Below are 24,214 nucleotides of genomic sequence, written 5' to 3' on the forward strand. Positions count from 1 at the left end.
CGGTCCCCAAGGACTGTCAACTGCTTTTCTGGTCTTTTTTGCTTTTTTGTAAAAAAAGCCTATCGCCGGGCGATAGGCGGGTCTAGCTTAGTAGGGTTTGGCTTGCCGGCCGGTTAGCCGGTACTGGCGGAAGAAGAGCAGGCCGGCCAGGCTGAGGGCGGCACCCAGGCCGCTGTAGAAGACGGCGATGCAGACATCCGGTAGGAGCTGGAGCTGGCGGAGGCTAATGCCCAGGCTGATCATGAGGGTCATGACGATGAAGCCTTTACGGTCTAGGAAGCGGTAAAAGGGCTGGAGGGTTGGGTAGGCGGTAATACGGGCGGTGTTTTTGCGGACCAGGGGCCCAAAGACAAAGTGGATAAAGGCGTAGAAGATGGCCAGGGTCAGGAGGCCGTCCGGGCAGTTGAGATAGCCGGGAAAGGCCCTAAGGCCGATGCGAAGAACATTTAGGCCGGCAATGAGCCAGACCAGGCCGGCGATAAAGAGGAGTTGCTGGTTAGTAAAGGCTGGACGCATGGGGATCCTCCTTTTCTAAAAGGGCGGCCAGGATGGCCAGGAGGTCCCGGCAATCAGCGCGGTGGTCACTGGCGGCGTATTTGAGGTGGGTCAGGGCAAAGTGGACGACTTGGTCCGGGGATAGGCCTGTCTTGGCGGCGGTGGCGGGCCAGTGGGGGTCGGCTTCCAGGGTCCGGACCAGGGCGGCTTGGATGTGGGCGTGCATGGCCTGAAGGCCGGGGCTGGTGGCCATGATGGTCCGGTGGTCATGGGCGGCCATGAGGTCGGGGTACCGGGCCTGGGCAGCCTGCATCCGACTGTAGACCCAGGCCAGGGCCGGCAGGAAGGCTTGAGGCTGCTGCTGGTTTTGACCATGGAAGACTTGGAGCCAGACGGACCGGATGACGGCTTCAATAAGGGCTTCTTTAGAAGGAAAGTAGTTGTAGACGGTGCCGATGGAAACGCCGGCGGCGCCGGCCAGTTTTCTGACGGTCAACTTTAAGAGACCGTCTTGGGCGGTGAGGGCCCGGGCGGTGGTCAAGAGGGCTTCTTTAGATGTAATGGGGCGGTTCATGGGCATTCCTCCATTAGGGCCGGCAGTTTCATAAAATGAACGTTGTTCATTTTATATTATAGCAGGCCACAGGACCGCTGAAAAGAGCCCGGCTTAAAAAGGGCATGAAAAAGCCCATCGCTGGGCGATGGGCGGATGATTTATCTGGGCCGGTTCATTTGAAGTTCTTCTAAGATATCATCAATGGTTTGCAGGTCTTTGCTGATGACGTCCATTTCCCGCTCGAAGATGTCGGTGACCTTGGCTAGGACAAGGTCGGACTGTTCCAGAGCGGCCTGGAGGGTTTTTTCGGCCCGGACCCAGTAGCCCTGGTAGTCATCTTCGGCCTTATCCATGTAGCGGTTTAAGATATCAACAGCCTGCTGGCGGGAGCTGGTTAGGGCGGTGCGGGCTTCGGTGAGCCGCTGTTGGGATAGGATTTGGGCCCCGTCCAGCTTGCTTTTAATATCGGCGTCGACTTCATCGTAGCGGGCTTTGATTTGCTCTTCGGTATCCTGGAGGAGCTCCTTGGACAGGACGCGGGCATCGTTAACAATATTGTCCGCTTGAACGGTGGCTTCGGCGATGACGACTTGGGCCCGGGCTTTGACCCGGCGTAGGGGTTTGTAGGTCTCATCCTTGTGGCCATCGGCGGTAAGGGCGTCCATGAGGTTGTCATCGGCAGCGGGGCCTTCAGACTCGCAGTAGGCCAGGAGCTCTTCGACCAGGGCTAGGGTTGAGGCCCGGTCGATGATGACGCTGTCTTTACGCAGGAGGGGGCTGGGGGCATCGATGAGTTCATCGGCCAGGGCGGAGAGTTTTTCCGTTAGGGGCCGGCTGCCGTCGGCGATGATGTCGCGGTGGCTGGCCGGCTGGTCGGGCGTGTCATCGGCTGCCAGGGCCTCTTCCAGATAGGGGTCGGCCGGGGTATCCAGGTCGTCTGTGGGGGCGTAGTCGTCGCCTTCATCTAATAAGCTTTCGTCCAGGGGGCTATCGGTAAAATAGACTTCGGATGGGTCTTCTTCATCTATGGCCCCCGGTGCCCGGGAGACGTCTCGCGGGTCCTCAGCCTGGGATGCGGACGCATCAGGCGGGATTTGGGTATGGGGCCGGTATTTATCGTCTGACATCTCTTTCCTCCTCAGGGTTCACCTAGTTGATGGGCATGGGACGGCAGGCTAAGGCCTGCTATAAAAAAAGCCACCGACAGGTGGCACAGCAAGCGTGATTACGCCATGTTGTTAAAAGCTTTTGCGATTCTGGATTTTTTGTTGGCCACGTTGTTTTTGTGTAAAAGCCCTTTGGAGCCGATTTGGTCAATGCGTTTGACAGCAATGGCCATGGCTTCCTTAGCGGCCTCTTTATCTTGAGCTTCAACGGCTTTGTCAAAATTCTTGATCGCGGTACGCATAGCAGTCAGTTTGCTGTTGTTGCGCACCCGGCGAACGTCAGCCACTTTAGCACGTTTTTTAGCGGATTTAAGATTTGCCATGCAAAACACCTCCCTTGCCTTGGGTTACAAATAGCATGGGCTTGCCCGATGCCATGAACCATTTATTGTAACAATCCTCATTATATCATTTGAAAGCTATGACTACAAGAAAAAGTTTGCAGGCATAAGGGACCGGTCTATTTTTTTCGGTCACTTGGCCGGCTGGTGATGGCGATAAGGGTTTCCCGGACGAGGGATTCTTCATCGAGGCCGGTCAGGGTCTTGGCCCGGATGTCCTGGTCCAGGAGGTAGCTGAGCCGGTCGACTAAGAGGTCGGTGGGGATGCCCCGGGCCTGGCTCAGGGATTTTTTGATGACGAAGGGGTGCTTGCCCAGGCGTTTGGCCATGTCGGCCTGGGTGCGGTGCTCGCTCTGCAGGCCCTGGACAGCCAGGAGGGTCCGGGTGGAGTCGATGAGCCGGGCCAGGACCTGGGGGGCGGACTTCATTTCGCCGGTGGCCAGGAGGTCGTCATAGGCGGCCAGGGCCTGGGCGGTTTGGCCGGTCATGGCGGCATCCAGGAGGGTAAAGATGGTGGTCTGGACGCTTTTGGAAAAGACCCGGGCCAGGTCCTGGGCGGTAAGCTTGTCCTTGTCGACGTAATAGAGAAGAACCTTGTCCAGCTCGGCCTGGAGGGTGGCGGCGGTCCAGCCCCGGGCGGCCTGGAAAAGGAGGGCATCGGCCTCGTAGTCCAGGCTTTTGCCGACGGCTTTGAGGCGGTCCCGGGCGGCCCGGTGGAGGCTATCGGGCTTGGGTTTGGTGCAGTCGTGCCAGTCGGCTTTTTCGGCCAGGGCTTTGAGGAACTTGCCGGGGGCGGCGTCGGTTTCCAGGCGGAAGATGAGGCCATGGACCGGGTTGGGGTTATCCAGGTAGGCCAAGAGGGCCTTTTGGTCCTCGGTCAGGTGGCCGCCGGGGCGCTTTTCCAGGGCAAAGGCGGGGTTTTTGACCAAGGTCAGCCGCCGGTCGGCGGCAAAGGGCAGGGTGGCGGCGGCTAGGATGACGGCGGCGGCCCCGGTATCCGGGCCCAGGGTTTCAAAATTAAAGGGGCGCACCTCTGCCGGGAGCGCCCCTTGGATATAGTTGTCAATGCCTGTGTCTAAGGCGTAAGCGTCGTCACCGTAGAAGACAGCGAGGGCCTTCATCGGTCATCACCCGGGTATTCCCGGTGGATGGTGTAGGTGGTGCGGCGGTTTTGCTCCTTCCGCACCCGGTCTTCCAGGCCGCGCCGGCCCCGGTCAGACCCCTGGGAGGGGTTGTGAGGCAGGCTGGGCTGGGCCGGCTGGGCACTTTTCAGGGCCCGGGTCGGGGGCCGGCGTTTTTGTCCCTGCTTGGGTCTCTTGGGTTGGCTGGGCGGGTTGGGCCGCCGGCGGCTCAGGGCGTAGAGGCGGATAATGACCAGGGCCAAAAGGGCTAATAATAGGACAATGGCCAGGCACTTCCACCAGTCGAAGGGTTTTTTCACGTCATCCAGGGCGACCAGAGGGACGCCGGTGGCCTTGCTCCCCTCACCGACCTTGGCTTCCCCGACGACGTCCCCTTTTTTGATGGGGAGGTCGATTTTATTGAGGACGGTGGCGACATCCGGTCGGAGGCTGTTGCTGGAGACGGTGGTGACGCTGACGTCCTTTTGGGCGGCGACCCGGAGTTTCTGGTCACCGGCCAGGGTCAGGGTGGCCAGGGGGGTGTCCTTGCTGATGAGCTTCATGCTCTTGGTGTTTTCCATGCCGAAGGTGAGCAGGTTTTCGATATCGACATAAAGGCCCGCTTCGCTTTCGGCACCGGCTACGACAGCAATGACGGTCCGGCCGCCATGGGTATAGCTGGCAGCCAGGTGGAGCTTGTCTTCCTTGCTGCCCTTTTCATTGGAGAGTTTGAGGCCAATGCCGTCTTCCATGATTTGTTGGAAGCCATTGGCATTGGGGATATTGTCATGGGCGAACATTTCGCCATTCCAGTTCATGGTGGGCTTGAGGGTGTATTCGACGTATTTTTTCAGGCTGGAGGCCTTGGCGGCCAGGAGGGCCATGTCGTGGGCGGTACTCTTTTGCCCCTTGGCGCCACCGTAAACACTCTTGAATTCGGTGCTGTTCATGCCCAGTTCCTTGGCCCGGGCATTCATCATGGCCAGGAATTTTTCCTCGGACCCGCCAATGTGGACAGCTGCGGCATAGGCGGCGTCATTGGCATTGTAGACCAAGATGGCTTCCAGGAGCCGGGAGAGCTTGAATTCTTCATTTTTCCGCAAGAAGACGGTATTGCCGGAATTGATGGCGGCCGGCATTTCCGGGGCGGTGACGGTATCTTTTAAGTTGCCCTTTTCGATGATGAGGACAGCGGTCATCATTTGGACCAGGCTTTGGGGGTCAAAGGTTTGGTCGTATTTTTTACCAAACAGGACTTCATGGCTATCGCCGTCCATGACCACGTAAGAGGCCCCGGCCACTTCAGGCAGGCCTTCTTTGAGGACATCGGCATGGGCTGCCGGCGGCAGGATGCCGGCCACAAGGGATAGCAGGAGCCATAGGGCTACAAGCTTCTTCTTCATTCGATCACTCCTTGACACAGGGTTGGATTTTTTTATCATTATACCGCTTTTTTATAAGAATATCCATAGGCAAGACCGGGGCCGGTCTTTTTAGGCATAGGGGGTGTGGACTTCCAGGCCTTCCGGCATCCGGAAAATGTAGAGGCTGCCGGCCTCGGCGGTCAGGTAAAAGGGGATCTCGGCTCGGCGGTAGGCGGCCCGGACCTGGGGATGGGGGTGGCCGTAGCGGTTGTGGGGGCCGGCGCTGCAGCAGGCCAGCTGGGGCCGGTGGGCCCGGAGGTCGGCCGGGTCCAGGCTATAGCGGCTGCCATGGTGGGGAACCAGGAAGATATCGGCCGCGGGCCGGTCCCAGTGGGCCAGGCTATCGGCCGGGCTGTCACCGGGGGCGGCCAGGGAGAGGCGACCGTCTGCCAGGTGGGCGGCGAGCTGGTTGGCATTGGCCTCGTCTTCGCCGCTATTCAGGAGGGTCAGGCGGAGGGCCAGGTCCTTGAGGCTGAGCCTTTCCCGGTCGGCCACCGGGACCAGGGCCGTATCAGTCAGGCGGGGGGCCAGGGCTTGCAGGGCCTCTTCCTTCATTAAAGGCGCGGGGATAAAGAGCCGGTCCACCCGGACGTCATCGAGGAGCCGGGCCAGGCCATTGATGTGGTCGCTGTCGCCATGGCTCAAGATGACCCCGTCCAGGCGGTTGACGCCCAGGGCCCGCATGGCGGCGGCTGCCCCATCGGTGCCGGGGCCGGTATCCAGAAGGAGCCGGGTGCCAGCGGGGCTCTGCCAGAAGGCGCAGGACCCCTGGCCCACATCCAGGACCAGGCAGCTGAGGTCATCCCGGACCGGGGCCCAGAGGAGGGCCACCATAACCGCCGGCAGGGCCAGGGCCAGGACCCGGTGGCGCCAGTCGATGGCCTTGAGCCGGTGGCTGACAATCAAGCCCAGGATGAGCAAGGCGTAGGCCAAAAGGACCATCTTAAAGCCAGGGGCGCCGATGTTCACGTGCCGGTCGGCCAGCCAGGCCCCGGGGACCTGGACCAGCCAAATGAGGAGGGCTGCCAGCCGGTCTGCCAGCCAAAATAGGAATAAGGATAAGGGCGGCAGGAGGGGGCCGGCTAAAAGGCCCAAAAGGACCAGGGGCACCAGGACCCCGACTATCGGCACAAAGAGGACATTGGCCAGGACGGATAAGGGGGTCCAGAGGTTGAAGTAATAGGCCAGGAGAGGCGCCCCGGCCAGTTCGGCGGCCAGGGCCACAGCCAGGGCACTGCTTAAAGCCGGTGGCAGGGGGGCCAGCAGGCGCTGAAGGGGCCGGATGAATAAGAGCAGGCCGGCGGTTACGGTAAAGGACAGCTGGAAGCCGATTTGCCAGAGGCAAAAGGGGTCCATGAGGACCAGGGCCAGGCCGGCATAGGCCAGGATGCTGGGCGGGTCCCCATAGCGGTAGCTGCCCAGGGCCAGAAGGGCTACCATAGCCATGACCACCGCCCGGATGGCCGATGGCGGGGCCCCAACCATGAGGGCATAGCCGATCAAAAGCGGGGCGGCCAGGAGGAGCTTGGCCCAGGGCGAGGCCACTTGCAAAAGGTGCAGGATGGCCATAATGAGGCCCAGAATCATCCCCACATGGAGGCCGCTCACCGCAAAGACATGGACCATGCCCAAGAGCTGGGCCCGGTGGTAAAAGTCCGGGTGGAGGCCGGCGGTTTCCCCCAGGAGGATGGCCCGGCTCAGGGCGGCCCCTTCCGGGGAGAGCCGGTCATCCAGGCTGGTCTGCATATACCGGGTCACCCGGTCGGGCAGGGTATCCGCCGGGGGCAGGGCCCGGACCGCTTCCTTGGCCCGGGCCACAGCAAAGGCCCCCTGACCATGGAGGTATTGGGCCTCATCAAAGCCGCCCGGGGCCCGTCTTTGGCCGGGGGATTCCAGGCTGGCGGCCACCCGGATCCGCTGGCCCCGGCGGAGAAGGTCTTCATCCCCGTAGGCCCGGCGGAGGGAGACCCGGAAGGGGTCATCCAGGGGCCGGTCATCGACCCGGTCCACTTGGACCAGCTGGCGAGTCGGGGTGCTTTTGACCACCTGGGCGGTCAGGAGGACTTCCTGGCCGGTATCCAGGGGCACCGGGGGCAGGGCGACCGCCCCCTGGCCCCAGAGGCCGCCGACCAAGGCGATGATGACGGCCAGGGGCAAGGCCCACCGGGCCGGTCGGCAGGCCCAAAGGAGGAGGGGGACCGCCAGGAGGGGCCAGTAGACGCCGGCCACCAGGAGGCGGCCGATGATAAAGGCCAGGGCCAGCCAGGCGCCGGTCCTTTTCAGATGCCACATGCTATCACCCCCGATGCTGGGTCGTCAGTGTACTAGAGTTGGATATCAGCCGCCAGGCGTTCGTAGGTTTTTTCGCCAATGCCGGAGACTTCTTTTAATTCTTCCAGGGCCCGGAAGCCGCCATGGGCCTCCCGGTAGGCCACAATGGCCTGGGCCTTGGCCGGGCCGACGCCGGGCAGTTGTTGCAATTCTTCCACAGAGGCGGCGTTGATGCTCACCGCCCCGGCTCCGGTTGACCCGGTGCCGACGGTACCGGGTGCCGGGGCCGGGGGCGTTTCTCCCTGGCGGGGGACGGCGATTTTGGTCCCGTCGATGAGGGGCTGGGCCAGGTTAAGGGCATCCAGGTCGGCCTCGGGCAGGGGGCCGCCGGCCACTTGGATGGCGTCATTGACCCGGGCATCCGCCGAAAGGGTGTAGACGCCGGGCTTGGCCACGGCCCCGCTGACGTGGACAGTGGCCTCGGTGGGCTTGTCCTTGTCCTCATCCAGGGCCTCAAATTCATCCGGGCGATCGGTCTTGATGAGCTTGGCGTTATCGGCAACGACCGGCAGGCGGTCTTCGCGCGTGGGGCCCTGCTGCCAAAACCAGGCCCCGGCGAACACCAGGGCCAGGATGACCAGGGCCCAGGTCTGTCGACCGCCATGGTCATCCAGCCAATTGAAAAACTTCTCCATGGTCCCCTCCTAGTCTGTGACAGAGAAACGGATGATCCGCCACTGGCCGGCAAAGAGCTGGTAGCGGATGGCAACCTTCCGCCATTCACTGCGGCCGGCATCGTCTGTGGCCACCAGCTGGAGGTTGCCTTCAGCCAGGCCGGAGACCGGGTTGATGACCCCCTCTGCCCAACTGCCTTCCACGTGACGGTTGGCCGCCAGGGGCTTGTCGGTATCGCACTGGTCGGCCATGGTCTGCTTAACCAGGTCTGTGCCGGCCAGGTCCTGGAGGCTGGCCAGGGCCGCCGGGTCGCCCAGGAGGCCGTCACCAAAGTAGCGGACGGTATCGGCCAGGGCCTTTTCCAGGCCCAGGGGGGCGTAGAGCCAGGGGCTCTGCCAGGTTTTTTCGGTAACCAGGCTGCCGGTGGTCAGGTCCACCTGTTCGGCGGCCGGTCCGGCACACTGGGCCCTTTTGCCGGTCGGGTCGACCAGGAGGCCGGCACCGGATAGGGTCAGCCGCTTCTGCTCGTGGCCATCCGGGGCCAGGATATGGCAGAGGTAGGCATCGTTATCGGGCTTGGCAGCCTGCTGGATGCCGTTATCCCCAATCCAATAAATGCCGCCATCGGCAAAAAAACCGGCCTGGTAGACGTATTGGTCGGTGATTTTAAGGGCCTTTTCCGGGGCATTGAAGTCGGTCACCAGGGTCAGGCCAAAGCGCTGGTCGCCCAGGATGAGGACGCCGGTGCCATAGGCATCCAGGTAGCTGCCCCGGCCCAGGACCCGAACTGCCTCCCGACGGTTATCGGCAATAACAGTCCAGAGGCCCTTTTCCAGGTCCTTTTCTTCCTGCCGCCATTGGTTGGCGTAAAAGTAGGTCTTGCTCAGGGGGGCCATGTCGTAAATCCGCTCCTGCATTTCATACAGGGGAACGCTCCGGCCGGTATCCGGGTAATAGGCAAAGGTGCCCCGGCCCTGGGGGGTCATGTAGAGCTTGCTGGATTCCGAGGGGGAAATGAAAAGGTCAGCCAACCGGGTGGGGCTGGTCATATCCGCCGGGCCATCCAGGCTCTTGCGGCGGAGGTCTCCGGTGTAGAGCTGACCGCCGGCCAGCCAGTAGAGGCGGCCGGTGGCCCGGTTGACCCGGACCTGGTCCGGGGCCGGCACATAGCTGTCTAAAACAGACCGGGTCCCGGTTTGGAGGTCTTCTATAAAGAGGGTACCCCAGGCGGTGGGCGGGGCCAGAATCCCGGTGGATTCGAGGCCCATGGGGTTGGAATCGGCCCGAAAGAGCCACATGACCTGGGCATTTTCATCTATATAAATAGGCACTTCATTGGGGGCCGGCGTCACCCCTAAGAGGGCATCGTCCTTAAAGGGCTGGGGCCCGTCAGCGGTAATGACGCTCACCAATTCGTCTTTATTGGTCTCCCCCCGGTTGACCATGTAGACCTGGTCGTCCCGGTAGAGACTGTTCTGGCATGCGCTGGTCAGGAGCAAGATGGCCAGCAAGCATGCTGTTCCGGTTTTTTTCATTGTAACCTCCTCCGGCCACACCGCCACCCGGGCCGGTTTATCGTCGCCGGGTGGGAGGATCCCTGACCCGGCCCTTGTATATTCGCTGCCGTATCCTTATAATAAAGCCACCGCCCGGGACGGGACAGAGATGGCCCGGTCCGGCCCGGTGGTGTAAGATTATCTTAAGTATACCTATTGGCGCGGCGCTCGTCTAGTAAGGCCGGCAGAAAGGAGACCGCCATGGCATTTTACCCCCAGCTCTTTAACGCTTCGCTCCCGGGCAAGCGGGATGACACCTTCTACCTCCACCACGACCCGGCAGCCTTTGAGGCCCTCTGGCAGTACCCGGACAACCGCTACCACAGCCTGGCCGCCTGGCAGGGCCGGTATGACCTGGTCAGCCTGCCGGTGGCCCATGACCTTATTGATATCATTATCTACCGGCCGGAAGGCAGCGGGGCCCTGCCCAGCTACCACGCCCATATGAACGGGCCCTCGGTCTGGGAGCTCCTGCCCCAGTATGCCGCTGTCCAGGACCTGCCCGAGGCCCATGTGGCCACCATGATCATGGGCCTCTTTACCCCCCATGTCCAGGTGGTCCTGCCGGTGGATGTGCCCACCCGGCATGTCCTGACGCCGGAGGCCCAGATAGAACCCTTTTCCGCCCAAATGTGCCTCCTGGCCAAGTCCCTGGACCTCTTCCGGACCGAGAAGGAATACCTGAAGACCCTGGTCCAAACCGATGGCCTCCCGGTCATGCCCGGGCTCATTGTGGCCCCGGCCTTTGCCATGAACCGGACCACCACCGAGGACGGCGACTATGTCATTGACCATGAGGCCCACTGGGCCGCTGACCGGGTGGACCGACGGGAGAATTATGTGGTTGGCTGCGGCCAGGTCCGCTACCTAGAAGACCTGCACCTGAACGGAGCCCCCTTCGCCTGTGCCATCCAGCTGAATACCTTTTTTGGCGGACTCACCCTCTGGGCCAGCCCGGAAAGCCTTGACCACCGGCAGGCCCAGCCCGGCGACTTATGCTACTTTATCGGGAACCTATCCGCTGACTGCGCCATCTATGCAGCAGCTGGCGGTTTTGGCCATTAAAAAACCCGCCCTTGGGCAAGTTGAGCCGAAGGGCGGTTTTTTTTGATGCTTTATTCGTCACGCTCATCATCCGGGAGGAAAATGTCGCTTCGGGAAAAGAGGGCTGCCTGCCCACCGAGCTGGACCCGGTCACCGACCAGGCGGCCATCGATTTCGCCACCGCGGGCTGAGGCCTGGTAGCCCTTGAAGGCCGTTTGGTCCAGGGCCCCGGCCCAGTAGGGGAAAATATGGCAGTGGCCGGACCCGCAGACCGGGTCTTCCGCAATGCCAATCTTAGGTCCGAAGGACCGGGAGACCATGTCATAATCCTCTCCCCGGGCGGTCACATGGACCAGGAGCCCGTCCAGGTCAGCCAGTTTATCCTGGTCCGGGATCAGGTCGCGGACCTCCTCTTCCCGGTCCAGCCGGCAAAGGAGGTCCCTACCCAGGTAGGCCTTGGTCGGGCGGACGCCCAGGGCCTCGGCCATCTGGTCTGTTACCGGGACCTCGGTCAGGTCATAGGCCGGAAAGTCCATCCAGAAGAAGCCATCCTCCCGGCGGACGGTCAGGGTCCCGCTTTGGGTTTGAAAGGCCACCTCATCCTTGTCCGGAGTCAGGATGGTCAGGACCACAAAGGCAGTGGCCAGGGTGGCATGGCCGCAGAGGTCTATTTCCGCTTCCGGGGTGAACCAGCGCAGGCGGTAGCCGCCTGCTTCTTCGGTCAGGAAGGCCGTTTCGGACAACTTGTTTTCAGCAGCGATGTTTAACATGGTTTCATCGGTCAGGGGCCGGTCCGGCAGGCAAACCGCCGCCGGGTTCCCTTTAAAGACCTGGTCAGTAAAGGCATCTACGATAAACTGTTGCATAGCAATCCCTCCTAAGATAAACGTCGGGGCTTTGCTCACTACTTACCCATGGAGCCGGGCCTTTTAAAAGGCAGCGGTCTTAGTCGAGGGCCTTTTCCCGGGCCAGGCTTGTCCGCCGGGTGGCCGACCGGCCAGCCCGGAAACTTTCCAGGGTAATGACCAGGGAACCGACGGCGACGATGATAATCCCCAGGATGGCCAGGAGGCCCTCCTCTTCCCCTAAAATAAAGTAGCAGAGAACCGGGGCCAGGACCGGCTTAATAAGGAAGGCAATGGAGGCCACCGTTACCGACCCATGCTCAATAGCCAGGCCATAGGCGGCAAAGCCGAGGCCGGTGACAAAGATAGAAATATAGAGCAGGAGGGGCAGGCCGGCCAGGCTGATGCCGGCGAAAAAGGGGACCTTGACGAAGGCCTCCAGGCCCAAGCCGGTCAGAAAATCGCCCACCGGGGCCAGGTGGGTCAGGCCCATGAGAACTAAGAGCTCAGCGGTCCCCAGGAGGAAGGTGTAGGCCGTCGGAATGAGGCCATGGTAGGCACTCTTGCCCTGGCCCAGCTTGACCAGGACCGCATAAATGGCAAAGAGGATGGCCGACCCGATGGCCAGGAAAATCCCCAGGGCGTCCCCGCCCATGTGGAGGGGGTCCATGAGGATAAAGAGGCCGGTAAAGGCAATGGCCAGGCCCAGGCTCGTGGCCCGACTCACCGGCTGGCGGAGGAAGGCGGCGGAAAAGAGCACCGCAAAAAAGGCATTACAACTGAAGATGACCGCCACTGTCGAGGCATCCGTATAACGGATGGACAGGAGGTAAACGGTCATGGAGAGGACAATACAAACAAAACCCGTGAGCCCGTAAAAGGCATACTCCCAGAGCGGCAGGCAGCGGGGCAGGTCCCGATTCTGCCGGTGGGCCAAGGGGAGGAGGATCAGCCCCCCGATTAAAAAGCGCAGGGCATTCAATTGTAGGGGCTGGTAGCTGGTACCCGTCATCTTGAGGGCAATCTCCATCGAACTGAAGAGGAGCGCTGCCAGCAGCATATAAAAGATTCCTTTTTTCATTTTTAGCTATTCCCTTCTTTCTTCCACCCCGTTATAACGCCGGCGGCGGTAAAAGTCAAGGCAAAGAAAAAAGACCGCCCTGAGGCGGTCTGGCGGCATAATCCCCGGTAAACAGCGGCCCGGCCCTCTACATGAGGGGCCCGAAAATCCGCATCACCCGGCCAATGGCCCGGTGGTGCCAGGGGGTCATATTGTAGTCATCGATGGTCATCTGGTGGCTGACTTGGGCAGAAGCCTGGAAGTCAGCCTCGACCTGGGCAGCAAATTCATCGTTATAGACCAGGACCCCGTTTTCAAAGTGGAGGTAGAGGGACCGGTAGTCCAGGTTGATGGTCCCTACCACCGCCAGGCAGTCGTCAGAGACAAAGGTCTTGGCGTGGACAAAACCCGGTTCGTATTCTAAAATCCGGACCCCATGGCGGATCAGCTCCGGATAAAAGCTGCGGGCAATGTAAAAGGGAATCTTCTTGTCCGGCACATGGGGCATGAGGATGGCCACGTCTACCCCCCGCCGAGCGGCAAAGATCAGGGCCTGGACCATCTCATAGTCCAAAATTAAATAAGGGGTCATAATATGAACATAGCGGGTGGCCATGTTCAGGATGTGCATGTAGACATGCTGGGCCAGGATAGCCCCGTCCTCCGGGGCGTCCGCATAGGGGATGACCCAGTTGGGCTCATCGACCGGCAGGACGTGGGGCTTCCGGTCCAGCCAGCGGGCGTAATCAGTCCGGTCCTCCTCTTCTACATGCCAGAGCTGGAGGAAAATGGCCTGGAGGGACTGGACAGCATCCCCTTCCAAACGGATGACCGTATCCTTCCAGTGGCCGAACCGTTCTTTTTCATTGATGTACTCATCGGCCAGGTTAATCCCCCCGGTGTAGCCGACCTTGCCGTCAATAACCAGGATTTTCCGGTGGTCCCGGTTGTTCTGGTAGGTGGAAAAAACCGGCTGGAGGGGGGAGAAAATCCGGCAGTTGATACCGGCATCAATGATCTTCCGCTGGAAGCCCTTGGGCAGGGAGAACATATTGGTCCCGTCATACATAAAGCGGACGGTGACCCCCTCGGCAGCCTTACGCTTCAAGACCTCAAAGAGGGCATCCCAGAATTTTCCCTCCGCAACGATGAAGAACTCCATGAAGATGTACTCTTCCGCCTTTTCCAGGTCCTCGAGCATGGCCGGGAAGGCATCGTCCCCCAGGGGATAGTAACGGGTCCGGGTATCCGTGTAGGTGGGGTGGACGCCAACCTTAAAGAGATAGTCGGCCAGGCCGGCAAAGCGGGCACTGTGCTCTCGCAGGCTTTCAACGGCGGCCTTGTTTTGGGGCAGGAAGTTGGACGTAGCCCGTACCCGCCAGGTCACCCGTTCCGCCAGGCGGCGGGTCCCGGGGATGAGCTGGATGACCAGGAAAAAGAGCCCCCCAAAGATGGGCATCAGACACATGATAATGACCCAGGCGATTTGATAGGCCGGGTTTTGATGTTTATTCAGCAGGTAAATGACCAGGCTAATGGCCAGGGCATACCAGACAGCTGTCGCAACTTCCAGGTAACTGCGCAGGAGGTAATACCCTGCAAATATCAATAAAATCTGTAAAACCAGAAGGATGGCCATAATGCCAACCGGCTTCATGATAACCTCTTTTGGCTTACTGGTATTGATTTTAGACACTGGACGCCCTCCTTTTTAAGGCTTCTTCAAAGCATTTCTACAAAAGACCTCTACAAAAGGTTATAACTCTATTATATGAAATAAGGCCAGGGGTGACAAGGCTCTTTCACAAGGCCCCCAATCGGGCGGGGCTATCCATTTGAAGATGTAAGCGGAAGGTAATATATATTGTCCGGGGCCGCCAGTCTTTTAATACGTAAAAGGGCTCGGCCTAAAAATCGGCTATAGACCGCTTATTTCATACTCAGCAAAGTCATGTTAACCGGCCAGTCAGGACTTTAATCACATCTATTAGTTTTGCTTATATATCCTTTTTTGTTCTTATTTGCATGAAACATTTATTATTTTATTGGCTAAATTAGTCTATGTGTGGGTAATTGTGCAAGTTTTCTCATAATTGTTATACAATACCTTTACAGATCAAAAATACCCCTATCCGGGGGCAAGGGGGCCCCTAAACCCCGATAAAAATAACTTTTTTCCGCTATTTCTTAACTTTTTTTGTATATTATGAACCCCTGAACCAGGTCCTTAAAAACTTGTTTAAATTTTCCCGGAAACTGTATTATAATATCTATTCGTTGTATATTATTTATGTCTTTGCATTCATTTTATCTGAGAGTTTTACGTATTCCCTGTTTTTCATCTTCACCAATTGTTGATTTAAGCCCTTAATTGAGATATTATAAAGGTAAAAGATATCTAAATTATCGCATTATTCAACCTCTTGAAAGGGGGACCGCCATGGAAAATAAGCAAGGTCAAGCACGGATCCACCTGATTAGCGGTCATTACGGCAGCGGTAAAACAGAGTTTGCTCTGAATTATGCCCTCCGCCTCCGTCAAGACCACCAAAAGGTGGCCATCGTGGACTTGGACATTGTCAACCTATATTTCCGTAGTCGTGAGTATGAAGATATGCTGGCAGCGCATGATATCCAGGTCTTTGGCAGTTCAGTAAAGGGCAGTCAGGTCGACTTACCGGCCCTGGCCGCCAATATCCAGATGCCGCTCCAGGATGCAGCCTACCAGGTGGTGGTCGATTTAGGTGGAAACCCTGTCGGTGCACGTGTGCTCGGGTATTACCGCGATGTCCTGGAAGGGCGCAGTGCGGAATTATTATTTGTTGTCAACCGCCACCGGCCTGAAACGAGTAACCTGAAGGATACTGAAGTCTTTATGCAGGATATTGCCCGTCTGGCCCGGATGCCGGTCAGTGCCCTGGTCAATACCACCCACCTGCTCAAGGAAACAACCGTCCAGGATATCTTATATGGCCAGGAACTTTGCGAGGCCATCCGGGATAAGTACGATATTCCCATTCGTTACATTGCTTGTCGCTCTGAAATCTGCGATAAATTGCCTGAAAATTTAGATGGCGAGGTCTTTCCTCTAAAGATTTTCATGCGCGCAGATTGGATGCTATAAATATGCCAAGAGGCAATTGGAGGTAATCAAATGGCAAAACCAAAAGGAAAGGTCACATTCGATTCTAACCTGTGCAAGGGGTGTGGCGTCTGCGTGGCATCATGTCCCGTGGGCATTTTAGCCCTGGACACGTCCGTCATCAACGACAAGGGCTACAGCCCGGCCGTTTGTGTCGAGCCGGACAAGTGCATCGCCTGTGCCAGCTGTGCAATCATGTGCCCAGACTCAATCATCACTGTTGAAAGAGTTCAGTAGGAGGTAAATTATGGCAAAAACACTAATGAAAGGGAATGAAGCCTTGGCAGCTGCGGCCATTGCCGCTGGCTGTAAATACTTCTTCGGCTATCCAATCACCCCTCAGAGTGAAGTGCCCGAGTATTTCTCCCGGGAACTACCCAAGGTCGGCGGGGTTTACCTGCAGGCGGAATCCGAAGTGGCTTCTATTAATATGGTTTACGGGGCTGCCGGCGCCGGCGCGCGGGTTATGACCTCTTCCTCCAGCCCGGGGATGGCCCTCATGCAGGAAGGGATTTCCTACATTGCAGGCGCCGAACTCCCCTGCTTAATTATCAACATGATGCGTGGGGGCCCCGGTCTCGGTGGGATTCAGCCTTCCCAGACTGACTACTATATTGCCACCCGCGGCGGCGGTAACGGGGACTATCGCCTGATCTCCTTCGCCCCGGCCAACCTCCAGGAGATGGTTGACCTCATCGGCGAAAGTTTCGACATTGCCGATAAGTACCGGAACCCGGTTATGATCATCGGGGATGGGATGCTCGGGCAAATGATGGAACCGGTCGACATTAAAACCCGCGACCAAAAGGCCATCGAAAAGCCCTGGGCAACGACCGGTACCGAAGAAAAACGGGAACCGAACATCATCAACTCCCTCTACCTGGACGTTGAAGGCCTGGAAGCCCACAACAAACACTTACAGGAAAAATATGCGGAAGTCACCAGAAATGAAGTTCGTTATGAAACCCAGGACCTGGAAGGGGCCGAAATCGTCCTCTGCGCTTATGGGACGGTCAGCCGGATTTGTAAGTCTGCCATGCAGCAACTGGCCGACGAAGGCATTAAGGTGGGCCTGATTCGCCCGATTTCCATTTGGCCTTACCCCTTCCAAGCCTTTGAAGAAATTGATGACACAACTAAGAACCTCTTAGTTGTAGAAATGAACACCGGGCAAATGCTCGATGACGTCAAGATTGCTTCTAACGGCAGATGGCCGGTTCACTTCTACGGTCGCCAGGGCGGGGCTATTCCGTCTATCGAAGAAATTGTCGACGAGGTCAAAAAGATTGTGGGAGGGACGAAATAATGTCAACGATGACACAAGACAACATTGTCTATAAAAAAAGCAAGGGTCTGACTGACGCCGTCCTCCACTACTGCCCGGGCTGCACCCACGGTGTGGTACACAAACTGGTTGCAGAATGCTTAGTGGAACTTGGCGTCTTAGGAAAGGCTGTCGGTGTGGCCCCGGTTGGCTGCGCTGTCTTAGCCTACAAGTACTTTAACTGCGACATGCACGAAGCCGCTCACGGCCGGGCACCGGCTGTAGCCACAGGCATTAAGAGAACCCGCCCGGATAACTTCGTCTTCACCTACCAGGGGGACGGGGACTTGGCCTCCATCGGGACGGCTGAAATCGTTCAAGCCGCTCACCGGGGCGAACACTTCAGCACCATCTTTATCAATAACGGGATTTATGGGATGACCGGCGGACAAATGGCCCCGACCACCTTAGTGGGCCAGGTCACCACGACCAGCCCCCTGGGCCGCGACCAGGCCCACTGCGGGAAACCGATCCGGATTGCTGAAATGCTGGCCACCATTGACGGGGCACGGTTTGTTGAACGGGTCGCTGTCAATAACCCGGCCAATGTCCGTAAGGCTAAACGGGCCATTATGAACTGCTTCAAGAACCAGCTGGAAGGTAACGGCTTCGGGCTTGTTGAAGTCCTGTCTACCTGCCCGACCAACTGGGGCTTAACCCCTGTGGATGCCCTAAAACGGGTGGAAGAAGAAATGATGCCTTACTATCCGCTTGGCAACTTAAGAAACGGGGAGGGCTTATAATATGGAAGAACGTATCTTATGTGCCGGTTTTGGTGGCCAGGGCGTTATGGCCATTGGCCAGATGCTCACCTATGGCGGCATGGTAGATAACTATGAATGCTCCTACCTACCGTCTTACGGCCCTGAAATGCGCGGGGGCGCAGCCAACTGCTCGGTCATCCTATCGGACAAGCCGGTGGGATCACCAAACGTTACGGCACCCGGCGTCCTCATTGCCATGAATAAACCGTCTTTAGAAAAATTTGTACCGACTGTTGTCCCCGGCGGGGTTATCTTCGTCAACTCCTCCTTAATTGACACCAAGGTAGATCGGACAGATGTGAAGGTCTTCTACATCCCGGTTACGGATATTGCCCGGAATGATATCGGCAATACCAAGGCTTCCAACATGGTTATGCTCGGGGCCTACCTGGGCTACAGTAAGCTCCTTACTGATGAAGCTGTCAAGGATGCCTATATGCATGTTTTTGGTGAACGGAAGGCTAAATTCTTTGACATGAACCGTCGGGCCATGGACGCTGGCATTAAAACTGTTCAAGAACAGCATGCTGAAATGGAGGGGGCAAAATGACTGACATCAAAGATATTATCAACCAGGCCATCTTAAATGAAGTGGAAGGCGCCCAGTTTTATCGGATGGCCGCTACCCAAAACACCACCCCTGAGGCTGTAGAAGCCCTCAATAAGCTGGCTGAAGAAGAGCTGGCCCATATTGACTACCTGAAACGCTTTAGCGATGAAGTGGCCGGCGGCGATATTACTGTCGATGAAGCCTTAAGCGCTAATGTTCCTTCCCCGGAAATTTACAGCTGGGGTAAATTGGACAAACAAAGCCTAAACCTAGCTCTTTCTGTCTTTAGCGTTGGTATGCAGATGGAACGCGACTCCATCGCCTTTTATGAAGATGCTAAAAAGAAAGTCGATGATCCTAAGGCTAAAAAAGTTTTTGACGAACTCATCAAGTGGGAACAAGTGCACTTAGACCAATTTGCTACCCAGTATGACATTCATAAGAAAGAATGGTGGGCTGACCAAGGCTTCTCTCCCTGCTAATCCTCCTGTGCTACCCTAGAATATAATCAGATAAAGTGATCGCGCCCTCGAGATTTTGACAATTGTTAACTCTTTTTGCTAAAAGGCTCGACAGGCGCGATTCTTTTTGCTATTATATAACACACCTATCTCTAAGAGGCCTCTCCCAGCTTCTTGTTATAGGTCATAAGGCAACTATGCCGGCAATGGGCAAACACAGCCTATATCACTGAAAAGAGGGGAAATTGTATGAACAAGAAAACAAAAGACGTCATTATTGTAGGTTTTGCATTATTTGCCATGTTCTTGGGCGCCGGGAACTTAATCTTCCCGCCCTACCTAGGCTTTAACTCCGGGACGGCCTGGCCCATCAACTTATTTGGCTTTATTCTTACCGGGGTAGGTTTACCCTTCTTAGGGGTCTACTCTACCATGAAATCCGGCGGTAACGTCATGACCCTGGGCCGGTATGTCGGTCGGGGCTTCTCCATCGTCCTTGGGGTGGCTATTATCTTAGCCATTGGGCCCTGCTTCGCTATTCCACGGACCGCAGCCACCACCCACGAAGTCGGCGTTATGCAGTTTGCACCCAACCTGCCGCCGATTGTTACCAGCTTAGTCTTCTTTGGCCTAGTTATTTTCTTCTGTATCAACAGTGCTAAAGTTATTGACTATATCGGTAAGTTCCTAACACCCTTTTTGATGATTACCTTGTTCTCCATCGTTATTCTAGCTGTTATTAGACCCATTGGTGCCCCTGTTGAATTAACTGGCGAAAACGTTTACAACTTTGCCGGCAGTTTCACTGAAGGTTACCAAACCCTGGACGCCTTGGCTGCTACCATGTTCTGCGGGACGGCCTTAGCTTCTATCGTCAGCCGGGGCTATAACACCTTAAAGGACCAGCTGAACCTAACCATTTACTGTGGGATCATCGCTGCCGGTCTCCTGGCCATTGTTTACGGCGGCCTGCTCTATGCCGGTGCTTCCGCTTCCGGCACCATGACCTTCCCGGAAGATGTTACCCGTCCGCAAATGCTGATCCAAATCGTTCAAGAGATCTTCTCCGGCGTGGCCACCAGCTGGGGGCCCATCGGTGCCGGCCTCTTGGCTTTAGCCGTTTCCCTGGCCTGCCTGACCACGGCTGTTGGGCTCGTTACCACCTGTGCCCAGTACTTCAATAAGCTCTCCAATGGTAAATTAAGCTACCGGATGCTGGTCCTAGTCACCACCGGTTTCTCCTTCCTGGTCTCCATCATGGGCGTTACCTGGATCATCAACGCCGCTGTACCGGTCCTCTATTTAATGTACCCGGTCCTGATCGTCCTCTTGATCTTTACCGCCTTTGATAAGTTTATCCCGAACAAAAACGCCTACACCGGCGGCATCATCGGCGCTTTCTTAATTTCTATCATCGACGCCCTGGCGACCTTGCAAGGCGGCTTCGGCTTTGAATCCAGCTTCATTGACAGCTTAGTGGCCTTCAAGAGCCGGATTCCCCTGGACAGCTTCGGCTTAGCCTGGGTCATCCCGGTTATCGTCTTAGCCGTCATCGCCAGCTTCTTACCGCGTAAACGGGTTGACCAGGAAATGACCGAACTGGTTTACTTCGAAGAAGGCACCAAGTAATCACCTAACTGTAGATCGGAAAGAGGCAAAGTCATTTGCCTCTTTTTATAAAAGATACTGTCCGACAGACGATTGAAAGGAGTCTTAACGTTATGGCACTTAAATTTGCAAAGCGCATGGACAACATGAAGGCATCGGAAATTCGTGAACTTTTAGCCCTGACCGCTAAACCGGAAATCATCTCTTTTGCAGGTGGCCTCCCGGCCCCGGAGCTTTTCCCGGTCAAGGAGTGGAAGGAAGCTGTCAATAAGGTCTTAGACGAAAGAGGCCAACAGGCCCTCCAATACGGCCCGACTGAAGGCTATGAACCCCTCCGCAAGCACATCGTCCAACGGATGAACAAGGTTGGCGTGAAAGACGCGAAACCGGACGACTTCCTGATTTTATCCGGGTCCCAACAGGGCTTAGACTTTATGGCCAAGGCCTTTATCGACCCCGGTGACCAAATCATCGTCGAAAGCCCCACCTACCTGGGCGCCTTAAACGCCTTCAAGGCCTATGAACCCTCCTTCCTGGAAGTTGAATTGGACGACAATGGCATGAAGATGGACCAGCTGGAAGACCGGCTCAAAAATAATGACCGGGTGAAATTCATCTACGTTATTTCCGACTTCCAAAATCCCTCCGGCAAAACCTGGACCATGGACCGCCGGGAAAAACTCATCGAATTAGCCAACAAGTATGATGTAGCCATCCTGGAAGACAACCCCTACGGGGAATTACGGTTCGAAGGGGAAATCCAGCCTTCTCTGAAGTCTCTGGATACCGAAGGCCGGGTCGTCTTCATGGGGACCTTCTCCAAGGTCTTCTCCCCCGGGATCCGCTTAGGCTGGTTCTGCGCCGCCCCTGAAATCTTAGACAAGTTCAACAAAATCAAACAGGGCGCCGACCTCCAAACCTCTACCATCTCCCAGATGGAATTAGCCCAGTGGCTGGACGACAATGACCTGGAAGCCCATATCCAGAAGATCATCGACGTCTACGGCAAACGTAAAAATGTCATGGTTGACGCCATGAAGGAATACTTCCCTGAAGGCGTCACCTTCACCAACCCTGAAGGGGGCCTCTTCCTCTGGGTTGAACTGCCGGACTATATGAATGCCCGTGACCTGGCTGTTAAGGCCATTGACAAGAAGGTCGCCTATGTACCGGGCGGTGCCTTCTTCGCTGACAATATCCGCGAAAACTGCTTCCGTTGCAACTACTCCTGCATGGACGAAGAAAAGATCGTCGAAGGGGTTAAGCGGTTGGCAGAAGTCATCAAGGCTGAAATGAAATAAGACCAAGGCCCCTCAAGGACCTAAAATCCCATAGCTAAAAGTCCCTCCTCAATACGAGAAGGGACTTTTTCTTTGTATGTAACCGAACCCGGTAATCGGCAGGTAGACGCCTGGTGACGGACCGCCAGCGGTCGGCATAAAAAAGGCGGGTGAGAAGGATAAGGCCTTCTCACCCGCCTCCTGGCTTATCGATTTTTGGCCGCCGGCCGCCCGCTTACAGGGGCAGGCGCCGACGGATTTGTTGGGCCAGGAAGTAGCCCAGGACAATGCTCAGGACGTCTTTAATGACGAAGGGGGCCACGCACATGAGGACCGCTTCGACCAGGCCATTGCCGGTCAAGAGGATGAATTGGAAGACCCCGGCGGCGTAAAGGACCAAAAGGCCCAAAAAGCCGCTGGCCAGAGCCGGCAGGGGGCCGGCGTCTCTTTTAAGGCCGCAGAATAAGGCAGCCAGCCAGAAGGCCCATAAGAAGCCCCCGGTCGGCCCCAAGAGGGCGGCGGCTCCGGCTTTAAAGTTGGCAAATACCGGGACACCTACAGCCCCTAATAATAAGTAAACCAGGACCGCTATAGCCCCCCGTTTGGCCCCCAGGGTATAGCCGATAAGGGCCAGGGCAAAGGTTTGCAGGGTAATCGGTACCCCTGACGGCATGGGAATCGCCAGTTGGGATAATACAGCCAGTACCGCTGCAAACACAGCTATGAAGGTCATATCTCTTGTTTTTATTTTTTGAGCAGTCATTACCACCCCTCCTTAGTGGCATTAGTATACGCCGGCGGCGGGTCTATTGTCAACCTTTTTATTTTTAATGGTTGACAATAACTTTTATCTACTTGGCCAGGAGGAAGATGGTAGCCATGATACAGGCAAAGCCTAAAATATCCATGTCCGTAAAGACCGTCCCTAAGAAGACCGCCGAGCAAATGGCCGCTGAAAGGGGCTCGGTTGAGGCCAGCATTGAGGCCCGAACCGATCCGACCATGACCAGGCCCTGCATAAAGATGATAAAGGCCCCGATGGTCCCCACCAGGACCAGGACCAGGCAGCCCAGGAAGACGCCCAGGTCCCAGTTAACTGCTGCCTGCCAGGGGTTTTTCATTAGGGACAGGAGGATGCCGGCCAGGACCAGGGCACTCCCGGTGGCGGTGGCATTCCCCCAGCGATGAATCAGGGGCTCAGAGGTGATGAAGTTAATAATGAGCCCCAGGGCGGCCAGGAGGCCCCAAAAGAGGGCCGCCGGCGACAGGGATAGGGAACCGATGGACCCGTGGGTAGCAATAAAGAAGGTCCCGGTGACCGCCAGGATAATGGCGGCCAGCTCCCGGCCCGTCGGCCAGCGCCGGGCGATTAGGCACTGGTAGAGGAGGACCCCGATGGGGCCGGTGTACTGGAGCATGGTGGCCGTCCCGGCATTCGAGGCCTCAATGGCCAGGACATAGGCATACTGGGCCAGGTTCATGCCGATAAAGCCGAAGGCCAGGAGCCGGAGGACGCTGGGCAGGTGCCGCCAAAGGGCAAAAATCCCCAGGCCCTGGCCCTTAAAGGCATAGAGGAGGATAATCCCCCCGCCCAGGAGCATGCGTAGGACAGAAATCCAATCGGCCGAGAGGCCCTTGTGGGCCATGAGGTACTCGGCGGTGGTGCCGGAAATCCCCCAGCAGATACCGCCGATGACGCAGTAAACCGTCCCCATGACCAGGGCTTGCTTGTCACTTGTTCCCATCTGATCCCCTCCTGGGCTCATTTTAGCCACAATTTCAGAGACCGTCAAGCAGGCCACCGGCCCGGGGTCGGTCACTTTCGACCGAGGATTTTGCCATCAGGGCTAGCCTTTAATAGATAAGGTATGCTATACTATACAGCAACACTAGGGGCGTCTTGAGAAAGACTGAGAAAGCACTCTTTGAACCTGATCTGGCTGAGACCAGCGTAGGGAAGTGACATGACTGTTTTTTGAGCGCCTACAGCTTGTAGGCGCTTTTTATTTTAGAAAGGAAGGAAACCGATGAATCGAACAAGGAAATTGGTAACGGCTGGCTTTTTTATTGCCCTGAGTGTGATTTTCAACGCCCTTATTGTCTTTCCCATCGGGGTGGCCAAGGTGGCCCCGGTCCAGCACCTGATGAATGTAATTGCAGCGGTCTGGCTGGGCCCCGGCTATGCCCTGGCCTGTGCCTTTGTCACCTCGGTCATCCGGAATATGACGGGCATGGGGTCCATCTTCGCCTTTCCGGGCAGTATGGTTGGGGCCCTCCTGGCGGGCCTGGCCTACCAGCGGTTCAAAAAAATCAGCCTGACCGTCTGTGGGGAAGTTTTAGGGACGGGCATTCTCGGGGCCATCTTAGCTGGCCTCATCGCTGTGCCCCTCATGGGCAAGGAAATGACCCTCTTCGTCTTTTTGCCCAGCTTTTTTGTCTCCTCCCTCGTGGGAGCGGCCATTGCCGGGGTCCTCTTAAAGGCCCTGGAAAAGCGGGGTTTATTGGATAAAAGGTAGACAAGCGGACTGGTT

At 57.1% G+C, this 24,214-nt stretch carries 24 protein-coding genes and 1 riboswitch; of the genes, 10 read left to right on the top strand and 14 right to left on the bottom strand.

Annotated elements, in window-relative coordinates:
- Nucleotides 1-87 precede the first annotated feature (87 nt).
- From ACKQTC_RS06150 to ACKQTC_RS06190, 9 genes are all read right to left on the bottom strand, one after another.
- Entirely contained in the window at nt 88-516 is a 429-nt protein-coding gene (locus ACKQTC_RS06150) for a hypothetical protein (RefSeq protein ID WP_408977557.1), read from the bottom strand.
- The gene (locus ACKQTC_RS06155) at nt 497-1,069 is read right to left on the bottom strand and encodes a TetR/AcrR family transcriptional regulator (RefSeq protein WP_408977558.1); all 573 of its coding nucleotides are present in this window, start codon (nt 1,067-1,069) and stop codon (nt 497-499) included. The genes ACKQTC_RS06150 and ACKQTC_RS06155 overlap by 20 nt, the downstream gene beginning before the upstream one ends.
- A gap of 140 nt (nt 1,070-1,209) precedes the next feature.
- Entirely contained in the window at nt 1,210-2,178 is a 969-nt protein-coding gene (locus tag ACKQTC_RS06160) for a hypothetical protein (protein WP_408977559.1), read from the bottom strand.
- 98 nt (nt 2,179-2,276) lie between these two features.
- On the bottom strand, nt 2,277-2,540 hold the full coding sequence (gene rpsT, locus ACKQTC_RS06165) for a 30S ribosomal protein S20 (RefSeq protein WP_408977560.1): 264 nt from the start codon (nt 2,538-2,540) through the stop codon (nt 2,277-2,279).
- A gap of 137 nt (nt 2,541-2,677) precedes the next feature.
- Nucleotides 2,678-3,679, bottom strand: coding sequence for a DNA polymerase III subunit delta (gene holA / locus ACKQTC_RS06170; RefSeq protein WP_408977561.1), 1,002 nt, complete (start codon nt 3,677-3,679; stop codon nt 2,678-2,680).
- Nucleotides 3,676-5,082, bottom strand: a complete 1,407-nt coding sequence (locus ACKQTC_RS06175) for a D-alanyl-D-alanine carboxypeptidase family protein (RefSeq protein ID WP_408977562.1) — start codon at nt 5,080-5,082, stop codon at nt 3,676-3,678. Before ACKQTC_RS06175 ends, holA begins: the two co-directional genes overlap by 4 nt.
- 90 nt (nt 5,083-5,172) lie before the next feature.
- Complete coding sequence (locus ACKQTC_RS06180) at nt 5,173-7,395, bottom strand: DNA internalization-related competence protein ComEC/Rec2 (RefSeq protein WP_408977563.1); 2,223 nt, start codon at nt 7,393-7,395, stop codon at nt 5,173-5,175.
- 32 nt (nt 7,396-7,427) lie between these two features.
- Nucleotides 7,428-8,069 carry a helix-hairpin-helix domain-containing protein gene (locus tag ACKQTC_RS06185; RefSeq protein WP_408977564.1) on the bottom strand — a complete coding sequence of 214 codons (642 nt, stop codon included), beginning with the start codon at nt 8,067-8,069 and terminating at the stop codon, nt 7,428-7,430.
- A 9-nt stretch (nt 8,070-8,078) separates the two neighbouring features.
- Nucleotides 8,079-9,584, bottom strand: coding sequence for a hypothetical protein (locus ACKQTC_RS06190; RefSeq protein ID WP_408977565.1), 1,506 nt, complete (start codon nt 9,582-9,584; stop codon nt 8,079-8,081).
- 222 nt (nt 9,585-9,806) lie between these two features.
- On the opposite strand from ACKQTC_RS06190, the gene ACKQTC_RS06195 reads away from it, so the two are divergent.
- Complete coding sequence (locus ACKQTC_RS06195; RefSeq protein ID WP_408977566.1) at nt 9,807-10,670, top strand: hypothetical protein; 864 nt, start codon at nt 9,807-9,809, stop codon at nt 10,668-10,670.
- A gap of 50 nt (nt 10,671-10,720) precedes the next feature.
- Here the strand turns inward: ACKQTC_RS06195 and ACKQTC_RS06200 are convergent, their stop codons facing one another.
- The 3 genes from ACKQTC_RS06200 to cls form a co-directional block, all read right to left on the bottom strand.
- Nucleotides 10,721-11,515, bottom strand: coding sequence for a PhzF family phenazine biosynthesis protein (locus ACKQTC_RS06200; protein ID WP_408977567.1), 795 nt, complete (start codon nt 11,513-11,515; stop codon nt 10,721-10,723).
- Between the two features lie 79 nt (nt 11,516-11,594).
- A complete protein-coding gene (locus ACKQTC_RS06205) occupies nt 11,595-12,575 on the bottom strand; it encodes a DMT family transporter (RefSeq protein ID WP_408977568.1) in 981 nt (326 codons plus the stop codon).
- Nucleotides 12,576-12,702: 127 nt separating this feature from the next.
- Nucleotides 12,703-14,250: a cardiolipin synthase gene (cls, locus tag ACKQTC_RS06210; protein WP_408977569.1), complete on the bottom strand. Its 1,548-nt coding sequence runs from the start codon at nt 14,248-14,250 to the stop codon at nt 12,703-12,705.
- A gap of 744 nt (nt 14,251-14,994) precedes the next feature.
- On the opposite strand from cls, the gene ACKQTC_RS06215 reads away from it, so the two are divergent.
- The 8 genes from ACKQTC_RS06215 (at nt 14,995) to ACKQTC_RS06250 (ending at nt 21,704) form a co-directional block, all read left to right on the top strand.
- Nucleotides 14,995-15,678 carry an ATP-binding protein gene (locus tag ACKQTC_RS06215; RefSeq protein ID WP_408977570.1) on the top strand — a complete coding sequence of 228 codons (684 nt, stop codon included), beginning with the start codon at nt 14,995-14,997 and terminating at the stop codon, nt 15,676-15,678.
- 30 nt (nt 15,679-15,708) lie between these two features.
- Nucleotides 15,709-15,933, top strand: a complete 225-nt coding sequence (locus tag ACKQTC_RS06220; protein WP_408977571.1) for a 4Fe-4S dicluster domain-containing protein — start codon at nt 15,709-15,711, stop codon at nt 15,931-15,933.
- Nucleotides 15,934-15,940: 7 nt separating this feature from the next.
- Entirely contained in the window at nt 15,941-17,002 is a 1,062-nt protein-coding gene (locus ACKQTC_RS06225) for a 3-methyl-2-oxobutanoate dehydrogenase subunit VorB (protein WP_408977649.1), read from the top strand.
- Complete coding sequence (locus ACKQTC_RS06230) at nt 17,002-17,763, top strand: thiamine pyrophosphate-dependent enzyme (RefSeq protein ID WP_408977572.1); 762 nt, start codon at nt 17,002-17,004, stop codon at nt 17,761-17,763. Before ACKQTC_RS06225 ends, ACKQTC_RS06230 begins: the two co-directional genes overlap by 1 nt.
- Nucleotide 17,764: 1 nt before the next feature.
- Nucleotides 17,765-18,334 (top strand): 2-oxoacid:acceptor oxidoreductase family protein, encoded by a 570-nt coding sequence (locus ACKQTC_RS06235; protein ID WP_408977573.1) that lies wholly within the window; start codon nt 17,765-17,767, stop codon nt 18,332-18,334.
- Complete coding sequence (locus ACKQTC_RS06240; RefSeq protein ID WP_408977574.1) at nt 18,331-18,816, top strand: ferritin-like domain-containing protein; 486 nt, start codon at nt 18,331-18,333, stop codon at nt 18,814-18,816. The genes ACKQTC_RS06235 and ACKQTC_RS06240 overlap by 4 nt, the downstream gene beginning before the upstream one ends.
- A 228-nt stretch (nt 18,817-19,044) precedes the next feature.
- A complete protein-coding gene (gene brnQ, locus ACKQTC_RS06245) occupies nt 19,045-20,424 on the top strand; it encodes a branched-chain amino acid transport system II carrier protein (RefSeq protein WP_408977575.1) in 1,380 nt (459 codons plus the stop codon).
- 92 nt (nt 20,425-20,516) lie between these two features.
- Nucleotides 20,517-21,704, top strand: a complete 1,188-nt coding sequence (locus ACKQTC_RS06250) for an aminotransferase-like domain-containing protein (protein ID WP_408977576.1) — start codon at nt 20,517-20,519, stop codon at nt 21,702-21,704.
- Nucleotides 21,705-21,918: 214 nt separating this feature from the next.
- On the opposite strand, the gene ACKQTC_RS06255 is transcribed toward ACKQTC_RS06250, so the two are convergent.
- Nucleotides 21,919-22,446 carry a biotin transporter BioY gene (locus ACKQTC_RS06255; RefSeq protein ID WP_408977577.1) on the bottom strand — a complete coding sequence of 176 codons (528 nt, stop codon included), beginning with the start codon at nt 22,444-22,446 and terminating at the stop codon, nt 21,919-21,921.
- Nucleotides 22,447-22,534: 88 nt separating this feature from the next.
- Nucleotides 22,535-23,428: a DMT family transporter gene (locus tag ACKQTC_RS06260; RefSeq protein WP_408977578.1), complete on the bottom strand. Its 894-nt coding sequence runs from the start codon at nt 23,426-23,428 to the stop codon at nt 22,535-22,537.
- 136 nt (nt 23,429-23,564) lie between these two features.
- Nucleotides 23,565-23,658: riboswitch (TPP riboswitch) on the top strand.
- A 52-nt stretch (nt 23,659-23,710) separates the two neighbouring features.
- Between ACKQTC_RS06260 and thiW the strand changes: the two genes are divergently transcribed.
- The gene (gene thiW / locus ACKQTC_RS06265) at nt 23,711-24,199 is read left to right on the top strand and encodes an energy coupling factor transporter S component ThiW (protein ID WP_408977579.1); all 489 of its coding nucleotides are present in this window, start codon (nt 23,711-23,713) and stop codon (nt 24,197-24,199) included.
- Nucleotides 24,200-24,214 lie beyond the last annotated feature (15 nt).

The organism is Peptococcus simiae (genome assembly GCF_046097595.1).
GTDB lineage: Bacteria > Bacillota > Peptococcia > Peptococcales > Peptococcaceae > Peptococcus > Peptococcus simiae.

Coding starts and splice junctions, on each gene's coding strand:
- ACKQTC_RS06250 (WP_408977576.1), top strand. CDS start 20,517: ATGGCACTTAAATTTGCAAAGCGCATGGACAACATGAAGGCATCGGAA.
- ACKQTC_RS06150 (WP_408977557.1), bottom strand. CDS start 516: ATGCGTCCAGCCTTTACTAACCAGCAACTCCTCTTTATCGCCGGCCTG.
- ACKQTC_RS06180 (WP_408977563.1), bottom strand. CDS start 7,395: ATGTGGCATCTGAAAAGGACCGGCGCCTGGCTGGCCCTGGCCTTTATC.
- thiW (WP_408977579.1), top strand. CDS start 23,711: ATGAATCGAACAAGGAAATTGGTAACGGCTGGCTTTTTTATTGCCCTG.
- ACKQTC_RS06240 (WP_408977574.1), top strand. CDS start 18,331: ATGACTGACATCAAAGATATTATCAACCAGGCCATCTTAAATGAAGTG.
- ACKQTC_RS06235 (WP_408977573.1), top strand. CDS start 17,765: ATGGAAGAACGTATCTTATGTGCCGGTTTTGGTGGCCAGGGCGTTATG.
- ACKQTC_RS06205 (WP_408977568.1), bottom strand. CDS start 12,575: ATGAAAAAAGGAATCTTTTATATGCTGCTGGCAGCGCTCCTCTTCAGT.
- ACKQTC_RS06255 (WP_408977577.1), bottom strand. CDS start 22,446: ATGACTGCTCAAAAAATAAAAACAAGAGATATGACCTTCATAGCTGTG.
- brnQ (WP_408977575.1), top strand. CDS start 19,045: ATGAACAAGAAAACAAAAGACGTCATTATTGTAGGTTTTGCATTATTT.
- ACKQTC_RS06230 (WP_408977572.1), top strand. CDS start 17,002: ATGTCAACGATGACACAAGACAACATTGTCTATAAAAAAAGCAAGGGT.
- ACKQTC_RS06220 (WP_408977571.1), top strand. CDS start 15,709: ATGGCAAAACCAAAAGGAAAGGTCACATTCGATTCTAACCTGTGCAAG.
- rpsT (WP_408977560.1), bottom strand. CDS start 2,540: ATGGCAAATCTTAAATCCGCTAAAAAACGTGCTAAAGTGGCTGACGTT.
- ACKQTC_RS06200 (WP_408977567.1), bottom strand. CDS start 11,515: ATGCAACAGTTTATCGTAGATGCCTTTACTGACCAGGTCTTTAAAGGG.
- ACKQTC_RS06215 (WP_408977570.1), top strand. CDS start 14,995: ATGGAAAATAAGCAAGGTCAAGCACGGATCCACCTGATTAGCGGTCAT.
- ACKQTC_RS06260 (WP_408977578.1), bottom strand. CDS start 23,428: ATGGGAACAAGTGACAAGCAAGCCCTGGTCATGGGGACGGTTTACTGC.
- ACKQTC_RS06185 (WP_408977564.1), bottom strand. CDS start 8,069: ATGGAGAAGTTTTTCAATTGGCTGGATGACCATGGCGGTCGACAGACC.
- ACKQTC_RS06155 (WP_408977558.1), bottom strand. CDS start 1,069: ATGAACCGCCCCATTACATCTAAAGAAGCCCTCTTGACCACCGCCCGG.
- holA (WP_408977561.1), bottom strand. CDS start 3,679: ATGAAGGCCCTCGCTGTCTTCTACGGTGACGACGCTTACGCCTTAGAC.
- ACKQTC_RS06160 (WP_408977559.1), bottom strand. CDS start 2,178: ATGTCAGACGATAAATACCGGCCCCATACCCAAATCCCGCCTGATGCG.
- ACKQTC_RS06195 (WP_408977566.1), top strand. CDS start 9,807: ATGGCATTTTACCCCCAGCTCTTTAACGCTTCGCTCCCGGGCAAGCGG.
- ACKQTC_RS06190 (WP_408977565.1), bottom strand. CDS start 9,584: ATGAAAAAAACCGGAACAGCATGCTTGCTGGCCATCTTGCTCCTGACC.
- ACKQTC_RS06175 (WP_408977562.1), bottom strand. CDS start 5,082: ATGAAGAAGAAGCTTGTAGCCCTATGGCTCCTGCTATCCCTTGTGGCC.